Origin of the sequence: Pseudoxanthomonas sp. GW2 (genome assembly GCF_000283075.1) — a bacterium.
Taxonomy (GTDB): domain Bacteria; phylum Pseudomonadota; class Gammaproteobacteria; order Xanthomonadales; family Xanthomonadaceae; genus Pseudoxanthomonas.
On sequence record NZ_ALIP01000035.1, the window covers coordinates 1 to 8,996 of the forward strand.

The window sequence follows — 8,996 nt, forward strand, 5'->3', positions numbered from 1 at the left end:
GCCGCGCTCGCGCTGGCGGGGATCGGACTGGTGCTCTACGCCTGGCAGGTCCCGCCGTTCCACGGCGCCATCGAACGCACCGAGGACGCCCAGGTGCAGGGCCAGGTCACCCTGGTCGCACCGCAGGTGGAAGGCTACGTGGTCGAGGTGGCGGTGCAGGACTTCCAGCAGGTCCGCCGCGGCCAGCTGCTGGCGCGGATCGACGACCGCATCTACGCCCAGCAGCTGCAGCAGGCCCGGGCCCAGCTGCTGGCCGCCCGCGCCGAGCTGGCCGCCTGGGAGCAGCAGCGCCGCGGCGCGGCTGCCGCCAGTGCCCAGGTCGCCGCCCGCATCCAGGCGCAGCAGGCCCAGCGCGAGCATGCCGATGCGGTGCTGCGCCGGGCCAACGAACTGGCCGCGCAACGCCTGGTTTCCGAACAGGACCGCGAGGCCGCGCTGGCCAGCGACCGCCAGGCCCGTGCCGACCTCGTCCAGGCCCGCGCCGCGCTGCAGGCCGCGCGCGAGAACGAGCGCGGCATCGAGACCGGGCGCCGGGGCCTGGAAGCGCGGGTGGCCGCCGCCGAGGCGGCGGTGGAACTGGCCCGGATCAACCTCGACAACACCCGCATCCTCGCACCGCGCGACGGCCGCCTGGGCCAGGTAGGCGTGCGCGAGGGCGCATACGTGGCCACTGCGACGACGCTGATGGCACTGGTGCCGGACGAGCTGTGGGTGGTGGCCAATTTCAAGGAGACGCAGATGGCGCGGGTGCAGTCCGGGCAGCCGGTGCGCTTCACCGTCGACGCGCTTGGTGGCCTGGCCCTGTCCGGCCACGTGGAGCGCATCGCCCCGGCCACCGGCGCGCAGTTCTCGGTGCTGCCGCCGGACAACGCCACCGGCAACTTCGTGAAGATCCCGCAGCGCATCCCGGTGCGGATCGGCATCGACCCGGGCCAGGAACCGCTGCTGTCGCGCCTGGCGCCGGGCATGTCGGTGGTGGTGGTGGTGGATACCGGCGCCTGACAACCACGCCCGTCCGGCGTACGCTGGCGCCCCCCTCCGCAACCTGACCGCGACCGTGAGTATCGATTACCGCAGCCTGCTGGCCATTGCCGTCGAGGAAGCCCGCCAGGGCCTGGCCGAGGGCGGCATCCCGATCGGCGCGGCCCTGTTCCGCCGCGACGGCACCCTGCTCGGCCGTGGCCACAACCGCCGGGTGCAGGAAAACGATCCTTCCGTGCACGGCGAGACCGATGCCTTCCGCAAGGCCGGGCGCCAGCGCTCCTACCGCGACACCATCATGGTGACCACGCTCTCGCCGTGCTGGTACTGCAGTGGCCTGGTCAGGCAGTTCGGCATCGGCACGGTGGTGATGGGCGAGGCGGTCAACTTCCAGGGCGGGCACGAGTGGCTGCGCGAACAGGGCGTTGAGGTCATCGACCTCAACGACGCCGAGTGCATCCGCATGCTTGGCGACTGGATCGCCGCCAACCCGCACGTGTGGAACGAGGACATCGGCGAAGACGACGCCTGCGGCCACGGACACTGAATGACTGATCCGCGGCGCGCGGGAGGTTCTCGCCGCCTGCACGCGCGCCGACCGAGACTCGGGCCATGCCCGAGTCCCCCGACGACCTGGTCGTCCTGCGCCCGGAAGGGCTTTACTGCCCGCCCGGCGATTTCCACATCGATCCGTGGCGGCCGGTGCCGCGCGCGGTCATCACCCATGGCCATGGCGACCACGCCCGCGGCGGCATGGGCGAGTACCACTGCAGTCGCGACAGCATTCCGATCCTGCGCTGGCGCCTGGGCGGGCAGGTGGTGCACGCGCACGATTACGGCAAGGCCTTCACCCTCGGCCGGGCACGCGTGTCGCTGCATCCGGCCGGGCATGTACTGGGCTCGGCGCAGGTAAGGATCGAGGCCAATGGCCAGGTCTGGGTCGCCTCGGGCGACTACAAGCGCCAGCCCGATCCCACGTGTGCTCCGTTCGAACCGGTCCAGTGCGACACCTTCATCACCGAGGCGACCTTCGGGCTGCCTGTGTACCGCTGGCCGGACACGCGCCAGGTCGCGGCCGACATCGTGCAATGGCGGCGGCAATGCGCCGAGCGCGGCGAGGCCGCGATCCTGTACTGCTACGCGCTGGGCAAGGCGCAGCGCGTGCTGGCCGAACTGCGCCGACTGGATGACGTGCCAGCGCTGCTGCACGGTGCGATCGACGCCGGCGTGCAGGTCTACCGCCAGGCCGGCATCGCGATGCTCGATACCGAACGCGTCTCGGACCTGCCACGCAACGCCGACTGCGCCGGGCGCCTGGTGATCGCCCCGCCCTCGGCCGCAGGCAGCGCCTGGCTGCGGCGCTTCCGTCGCGCCCAGCACGGCTTTGCCTCCGGCTGGATGCGGATCCGCGGCAACCGCCGCCGGCGCAACGTGGACCTCGGCTTCGTCATCTCCGACCACGCCGACTGGCCCGACCTGCTGCGCACCATCGCCGACACCGGCGCGCGCCGGATCATCGCCACCCACGGCAACACCGACGCCCTGGTGCGCCACCTGTGCGAACAGGGCGTGGCCGCCGAGTCCTTCCACACCGGCTACGGCGATGAAACCCTGCAGGACGCCGCAGCGGCCGGCGAGCCGCAGGAGCCGGGCACATGAGGCGCTTCGCCGCGCTCTACCGGCAGCTGGACCGCAGCACCGCCACCGGCGACAAGCGCGCGGCCCTGGTCGCCTATTTCCGCGATGCGCCGCCGGCCGACGCCGCCTGGGCCCTGCACCTGCTGTCCGGCGGCAAGATCTCCGGCGCCGGCCGCAAGATCGCCGCCAGCGGCGAACTGCGCGCCTGGGGGGGCGAAGTCGCCGGCCTTCCCGGCTGGCTGGTGGACGACAGCTACTCGCAGGTGGGCGACCTGGCCGAGACCGTGACCCTGCTGCTGGACGACCCGCCCGATGCCGGCGCCGACGTGCCGCTGTCGGAATGGATCGAACGGCGCCTGCTGCCGCTGGCCAATGCCGTGCCGGAAGTACGTCGCGCCGCGATCATCGAGGCCTGGCGCAGCCTGTGCTTCGACGAGCGCCTGGCCTTCAACAAGCTGCTGACCGGCTCGCTGCGGGTGGGTGTGTCGCAGCGACTGGTGCAGCAGGCGCTGGCCGAGCTGTCCGGGGTGGATATCGCCCGCATTGCCCAGCGCATGCTTGGCGCCTGGACGCCCGATGCGGCCTGGATGCAGCACCTGCTGGACCCGGAAGAGCAACCAGGCGACCGCCAGCAACCCTATCCGTTCTTCCTTGCCTCGCCGCTGGAAGCCGAACCCGGGAACCTGGGCCCGATCGACGACTGGCTGCTGGAATGGAAGTGGGACGGCATCCGCGTGCAGCTGCTGCGCCGCGCCGGCGAGGTGGCGCTGTGGTCGCGCGGCGAGGAGCGCCTGGATGGCCGCTTCCCCGAGATCGAACAAGCCGCCGCGGCGCTGCCGGACGGGACCGTGATCGACGGCGAACTGCTGGCCTGGCGCGATGGCGAGGATGCGCCGCTGCCGTTCACCGCGCTGCAGACCCGAATCCAGCGGCGCAAGCCGGGCGCGAAGACCCTGGCCGACACACCGGTGCGGGTGGTGGCATACGACCTGCTGGAGCTCGATGGCCAGGACCTGCGCGCGTTGCCGCAACTGCAGCGCCGCGCGCGGCTGGAACGGGTGCTGGCGGCGCTGGATGACCCGCGCATCGCGCTGTCGCCGCAGGTGCAGCCCGCCAGCTGGGAGCACGCCGCCGCGCTGCGCATGCAGTCGCGCGGGCGCGGCGTGGAAGGCCTGATGCTCAAGCGCGCCAGTGCCGCCTACCAGTCCGGCCGCCGCCGCGGGGACTGGTGGAAGTGGAAGATCGACCCGCTGACCATCGACGCTGTGCTGATCTACGCCCAGGCCGGCCATGGCCGGCGCAGCACCCTGTTCACCGACTACACCTTCGGCCTGTGGCACGACGGCGCCCTGGTGCCGGTGGCCAAGGCCTACTCCGGGCTGGACGACGCCGAGATCCTGAAACTCGACCGCTGGATCCGCGCGCACACCCTGGAACGCTTCGGCCCGGTGCGCTCGGTGGAACCGGTGCAGGTGTTCGAGCTGGGCTTCGAAGCAGTCAACGACAGCAGCCGGCACAAGTCCGGCATTGCCGTGCGCTTCCCGCGCATCCTGCGCTGGCGCCACGACAAGCCGGCCGCCGAGGCCGACGTGCTGGCCACGCTGCAGGCGCTGGCGCGATGAGCGGCGCGCCGCCGGCCACGCCACCGGCGCCTCCGCGGCCGACCGCGGCCGCATTGCGTCGCGCGCGCCGGCAACTGGATGCCTGGTTCGCGCAACGCGAATGGATTCCGCTGCGTTTCCAGCGCGAGGTCTGGCGCCGCGCCCTGGCTGGCGGGTCAGGCCTGCTGCACACGCCCACCGGCAGCGGCAAGACCCTGGCGGTGGCCGGCGCGTCCCTGCTCGAGGCGCTGGCACGCGCCGAATCCGCGCCAGCCACGAAGCGCCGCATGCGCGCCGCCGAGGCGCATCCCCTGCGCCTGCTGTGGATCACCCCGCTGCGCGCGCTGGCCAGCGATACCACCCGCGCGCTGCGCGAGCCGGCAGCGGCGCTGGGCCTGGACTGGCGCGTGGGCCATCGCACCGGCGACGCCTCCGCGCGCGACCGCCGCCTGGCGCGCGAGGGCGGGCTCGACGCGCTGGTGACCACGCCGGAATCGCTGGCCCTGCTGCTGTCCTATCCCGACGCGCCGGAGCGCCTGCGCGCGCTGGACATGGTGGTGGTCGACGAGTGGCACGAGCTGCTGGGCAACAAGCGCGGCGTGCTGCTGCAACTCAACCTCGCGCGCCTGCGCGCGCTGCGCCCCGGGCTGCGCATCTGGGGCCTGTCGGCCACGCTGGGCAACCTCGGGCAGGCACGCGAGGTGCTGCTGCCGCACGTTCCCGGTGCGGCCCTGGTCGGCAGCCCCCGCGCCCGCACGGTGGCGGTGCGGACGCTGCGACCCGAGGGCCGTGAACGCTTCCCCTGGGCCGGGCATCTGGGCCTGGGCCAGCTGGCGCGCGTGCTGGAGCGGCTGCTGGCGGCGCGCAGCAGCCTGCTGTTCACCAATACCCGCGCCCAGGCCGAACTCTGGCACCAGGCGCTCGCTGCGGTCTGGCCCGAGGATCCGGCCACCCTCGCCCTGCACCACGGCTCGCTGGACCCGGCCCTGCGCGGCGCCGCCGAGCAGGGACTGCGCGAGGGCACGGTGCGCTGCGTGGTGGCCACCTCGAGCCTGGACCTGGGCGTGGATTTCCCGGCGGTGGACCAGGTGCTGCAGCTGGGCAGCCCCAAGGGCGTGGCGCGCCTCCTGCAGCGCGCCGGCCGCGCACGCCACCGTCCCGGCGAATCCGGCGCGATCACCTGCGTTCCCACGCACGCGCTGGAACTGCTGGAGTTCGCCGCCGCCCGCCATGCGCTCCGCAGCGGCCGGGTGGAAGCGCGCCCGCCACCGCGGTGCCCGCTGGACGTGCTGGCCCAGCACTGCGTCAGCTGCGCGCTGGCCGGCGGCTTCGAGCCGGACCAACTGCTGGCCGAGGTGCGCGGCACCCACGCCTTCGCCGGGCTGGACGATGCGACCTGGCGGGCGGTGCTGGACTTCATCGTCCAGGGCGGCCGCGCGCTCTCGCACTACCCGGACTTCCGCAAGGTGGTCCGCGCGGAAGACGGCCGCTACGTGGTCGAAGACCGCCGCGTGGCGACCCGCCACCGGCTGTCGATCGGCACCATCACCAGCGATGGCAGCGTCACGGTGCGCATGCTGCGCGGCGGTCGGCTCGGTGCGGTGGAGGAACAGTTCGTCGGCCGCCTCCGCCGCGGCGACCGCTTCCAGTTCGCCGGGCGCCTGCTGGAGCTGGTGCGCCTGGAGGACATGACCGCCTACGTGCGGCCCGTGCGCGGTGGCGAGGGTGCAGTGCCGACCTGGCGCGGCGGGCGCATGCCGCTGTCCTCGCAGCTGGCCGACGAGGTGGAGCAGCTGCTGGGCACGCCCGACGGCTCGCCCGAACTGCGCACGCTGGCGCCGCTGCTGGCATTGCAGGAACGCCTGTCCGCCCTGCCCGGGCCCGGCCGGCTGCTGGCCGAGCAGGTCACCCTGCGCGGGCGCCTGCACCTGTTCGCATACCCGTTCGGCGGGCGCCAAGTGAACGAAGGCCTGGCTGCGCTGTTCGCCCTGCGCTGGGGTCGGCTGCAGCGCAACAGCTTCGCCTTCGCCGCCAACGATTACGGCCTGGTGCTGTCGCCGGCGCAGCCGGTGCCGGTGGACGAAGGCCTGCTGCAGGCGATGTTCTCGCCACAGGCACTGGCGGAGGACCTGCGCCAGGCGCTCAACCTCGGCGAACTGGCACGCCGCCGCTTCCGCGAGATCGCGCGCGTCTCCGGCCTGCTGGTGCCCACGCTGCCGGGCCGCCAGCTGCGCAGCCTGCGCCAGCTGCAGGCCTCCTCCGGGCTGCTGTTCGACGTGTTGAGCCGCCACGATCCCGGGCACCTGCTGCTGGCCCAGGCCGAGCGCGAGGTGCTGGAAGGCGAACTGGAACTGGACCGGCTGGAACAGGTGCTGCGCGACCGCGGCGCGCGCGCGCTGGTCCTGGCCCGGCCCCCGGGGCTGACCCCGCTGTCGTTCCCGCTGTGGGCCGAGGGCCAGCGCGGCCAGTCAGCACCGAGGACTGGCGCACCCGCGTGCGCCGCGCCGCCGAACGTGGAGACCGGGCCAAGTGCCCAGTCCGCTGCGGATCGCGACGTCGAAATCGAGCGCATCGAGGTCCGCCGTAGGGACGCTCATGTCGAGGCGCACGCGCAGGGCAGGCATGCGCGCCTTGAAACGGCCGAGCTTCGGCGCCAGCCATGTCGCGCCGACCGTCGGCAAGGTCGTGATGGAAAGTTCGTCCTGCGCACGCTCGACCGTCTGGGCGACTGCGGCTCGCATCGTGGCGAATGCGCCGGAGATCGCCGGTGCGAGCATGTCCCCATTCGCGGTCAGTTCCACGCGGCGCGGGAAACGGCGGAAGAGCACTACGCCAAGCCGCGCTTCGAGTTGCTTGATCTGGTAGCTGACCGCCGCCGGGGTCATGTTGAGCTCGGCGGCCGCCCGCGAAAAGCTGCCCAGCCGCGCGGCCGCCTCGAAGGCGCGCAAACTCGAGAGCGGCGGCAAGGAGGGCGGAGGCACACGGCAAGTTTAGCTTGCCCTGCGAGCCTCGCCCCGGGTCGACCGGCGCGGTGTTCCCCATGCCGGGTGCCCCGGGGTGGCGGGCTGGCGGGGCGCACAGGGCCGCCCCGGCAGCTCGCCAAGCGGCCGGCGTCAGGCCGGCTGCAGCCCCGGCCGACCGCGCTCGACCACGAAGCTGGCGTAGGTGCGGACCGGTTCGTCCGGTACCGTCACCCGGTCGAGCACCTTCAGGTCGCCGCGCCACTCGTCGCGGGTCACCTCGCACAGCACGTAGCCGCGGCGGTCGGTGATCGCCTTGAGCTGCGGATTGAGGCTGCGCGCGTTGCGGTTGAAGTCGTCGTCCTCGCCGGCGCCGTCGGCGCCCGAGCTGATCGACGTGGCGAGGAACTCGGTGGAGATCACGCCGGAGTCCTCGTGGTCCTGCAGCAGGTCGCTGGCGAAGTGCCGATGCGCGTCGCCGCACACGGTGACCACGTTCTTCATGCCCGCCTCATGGATGTGCCCCAGCAGGCGGCGGCGCGGGCCGAGATAACCGGACCACTGGTCCATGGAATGCACGACCTCTCCGGTTTCGCGCGAGCGCATCGCCAGGTTGGCCAGGCTCACCTGGTGGGCGATCGCGTGCCAGCGATGGTGGTCCGGGCGCAGGCCGTCGTACAGCCAGGCTTCCTGTTCCGCGCCGAGCATGGTGCGCGAAGGATCGGCCACCGCGTCGTTCTGGGGACCGTCGCGGTCGCCGTTGACCTGGTCGCTGCGGTACTGGCGCGTGTCGAGGAAGTGCGCCTGCAGCAGGTCGCCCCAGCCCGCGCGGCGATACATGCGCATGTGGCCGTTGTGCGGCATCGAGCGCCGCCGCAGCGGCATGTGCTCGTAGTAGGCCTGCATGGCGACCGCACGGCGCAGCATGAACAGCTCGGGCGGCGTGCCGTCCTGGTCGAACTCGCCGGCCCAGTTGTTGTCGATCTCGTGATCGTCGAAGCTGACGAACCAGGGCACCGCAGCGTGCGCCGCCTGCAGGTCCGGGTCGCTGCGGTACTGCGCATAGCGCCGCCGGTAGTCGTCCAGCGAATAGATCTCGCCGCCGACGTGGCGGCGCAGCGGCATGAACGGGCGGCCGTTGAGCATGCGCTCGCCAGGGCCGCGGTCGGGGCCTTCGTATATGTAGTCGCCGTAGTGGAAGACGAAGTCCAGGGGCTCCTCGGCGATCCGGCGCCAGGCCGTGAAATGGCCCTCCTCCAGGTGCTGGCAGCCGGCCACGGCGAAGCGCACGCGGTCCACGCGCGCATCCGTCGCAGGGAGCGTGGCGCTGCGGCCGACCGGACTGGTCGCACCGCCTACGGCGAAGCGATACCAGTACGGCCGTCCGGGCGCCAGGCCCTCGACCTCGACATGCACGGCATGCGCGAGCTCCGGCCGGGCCAGCGCTTGGCCATCGCGGACGACGCGGCGGAAGCCTTCGTCCTCGGCCAGCTCCCAGGTCACCGCCATGGGCCGCATCACCATGCCGCCGCCCTGTTCCAGCGGCTGCGGCGCGAGCCGGGTCCAGAGGACGAAGCCATCGGGCGCGGGCTCTCCGGAGGCGACGCCGAGCTGGAACGGGTCGCGGTCGAAGCGCGGATTGGCAAGCAGGTTGCGCGGTGCGGCCTGGCCGAAGGCCATGCCGAACGGCGCGAGGAGCCCGCTGGCGGCGCCGGTGCCCAGCGCCTTGAGCAGGCGCCGGCGGTTGATGTCGTGGGTCATCTCGGACGGTTCCGGAACGGGCGCCGCGCCCGTGCGGGCGCGGCGCGAAGGCGGG

6 protein-coding genes and 1 pseudogene are annotated in these 8,996 nt (G+C 72.8%); 5 read left to right on the plus strand and 2 right to left on the minus strand.

The window, feature by feature from the left end:
* From B351_RS0103095 to B351_RS17220, 5 genes and pseudogenes are all read left to right on the plus strand, one after another.
* Positions 1–1,002 (plus strand): HlyD family secretion protein (locus B351_RS0103095; protein WP_019397592.1); only part of this gene is annotated, 1,002 nt, incomplete at its 5' end.
* 55 nt (positions 1,003–1,057) lie between these two features.
* The gene (locus B351_RS0103100; protein ID WP_019397593.1) at positions 1,058–1,528 is read left to right on the plus strand and encodes a nucleoside deaminase; all 471 of its coding nucleotides are present in this window, start codon (positions 1,058–1,060) and stop codon (positions 1,526–1,528) included.
* 65 nt (positions 1,529–1,593) lie between these two features.
* On the plus strand, positions 1,594–2,640 hold the full coding sequence (locus B351_RS16135) for a ligase-associated DNA damage response exonuclease (RefSeq protein ID WP_019397594.1): 1,047 nt from the start codon (positions 1,594–1,596) through the stop codon (positions 2,638–2,640).
* Positions 2,637–4,241 (plus strand): ATP-dependent DNA ligase, encoded by a 1,605-nt coding sequence (locus B351_RS0103110; RefSeq protein ID WP_019397595.1) that lies wholly within the window; start codon positions 2,637–2,639, stop codon positions 4,239–4,241. The genes B351_RS16135 and B351_RS0103110 overlap by 4 nt, the downstream gene beginning before the upstream one ends.
* Positions 4,238–6,807 (plus strand): annotated as a pseudogene (locus tag B351_RS17220) (ligase-associated DNA damage response DEXH box helicase). The gene B351_RS0103110 and the pseudogene B351_RS17220 overlap by 4 nt, the downstream one beginning before the upstream one ends.
* Here B351_RS17220 and B351_RS16140 read toward each other — a convergent pair.
* Together B351_RS16140 and B351_RS0103125 are read right to left on the minus strand one after the other, a co-directional pair.
* Complete coding sequence (locus tag B351_RS16140; protein WP_019397596.1) at positions 6,689–7,168, minus strand: LysR family transcriptional regulator; 480 nt, start codon at positions 7,166–7,168, stop codon at positions 6,689–6,691. The pseudogene B351_RS17220 and the gene B351_RS16140 sit on opposite strands and share 119 nt — an antisense overlap.
* 165 nt (positions 7,169–7,333) lie before the next feature.
* On the minus strand, positions 7,334–8,941 hold the full coding sequence (locus B351_RS0103125) for an alkaline phosphatase (RefSeq protein WP_019397597.1): 1,608 nt from the start codon (positions 8,939–8,941) through the stop codon (positions 7,334–7,336).
* Positions 8,942–8,996 lie beyond the last annotated feature (55 nt).